Below are 1,071 nucleotides of genomic sequence, written 5' to 3' on the forward strand. Positions count from 1 at the left end.
GCATATAAAAAAAGCCCTAATGTAGAAGGTAGAGACCTAAACTCGTTCCCTAACTTCTACAAAAGGAGCTACCAATGAGTAAAAGTATAGGTCAAAGAATGTTACTATGTCAATGTTTATCGCTTCTTCCCACTGAGGATTTTGAATGTCCTCTTCTCGATTATGGGAAGAAATTGAAAACAAAATCTTTATTGAAAATCTTTGTAACTGCACAACTTGATCAATGGACCTCTTATGAACATATGGAGGAGAGATTAAGAGCCTATCCAGCATTAAAAAAAGAACTGGAATTAGAAGAGATTAGTGGATCCCAACTTAGTCGGCGGATTAATGAACTTTCTACTACTTCTGTTCAAGGGGTATTTGAAAAAATCACAAATAAACTTCGTGGTCTTACTAACGATCAAAAAGGAATTACTAAAAGAATAGGACCTTTAAGTGTTGTGGATTCCACGGAATTAAGATTACCTGAAAACCTTTGTGATTGGGCTTACATTTCTCAAGGGCATAACGGTGTGAAGATGCATACACGCCTCACTGTTGTTTCGAAAGATATCTGTTTTCCAGATAAAATCGTTCCTTCAACGGGTAAAGTAAGTGACTTTGAAAGTTCAGATTTCCTTATTGAAGAAGATGACACTACTTATGTCATGGATCGAGGCTATCCTTCGAAGAAAAATCTAACAGATTGGTTAAACAAGGGGATCTCCTTCGTGACCCGTATTACTAAAAACTTAGTCCTCTATACGGTAAAGAAGAACACGCCTACGCTTCCAAATGTGGTGCGCGATGAAATCGTCAATTTTGGCATCTCAGATATCCCTGTAAGATATATTGAGTTCACAGATGACAAGGACAGGATGTACCGAATTCTGACCACCCGTTTTGATTTAACGGATGAAGAAATCCTAGAAATCTACCAGAACCGGTGGATCATAGAGCTTTTCTTCAAATGGATAAAAGGGCATTTGAAATTTACAAAGATTTGGAGCACAAAGCCTCAAGGGATTTGGAATCAGATGTTTTTAGCCTTAATTGCGTACAGTGCGTCATTGATTATCAAACTTCAAA

At 37.4% G+C, this 1,071-nt stretch carries 1 protein-coding gene; it reads left to right on the plus strand.

All coding sequences use genetic code 11. From position 1 onward, the window contains the following. Positions 1-74 precede the first annotated feature (74 nt). Positions 75-1,071 (plus strand): IS4 family transposase (locus ACFQIC_RS21025; protein WP_390217874.1); only part of this gene is annotated, 997 nt, incomplete at its 3' end.

The organism is Halobacillus seohaensis (assembly GCF_042663045.1).
Lineage (GTDB): Bacteria > Bacillota > Bacilli > Bacillales > Halobacillaceae > Halobacillus_A > Halobacillus_A seohaensis.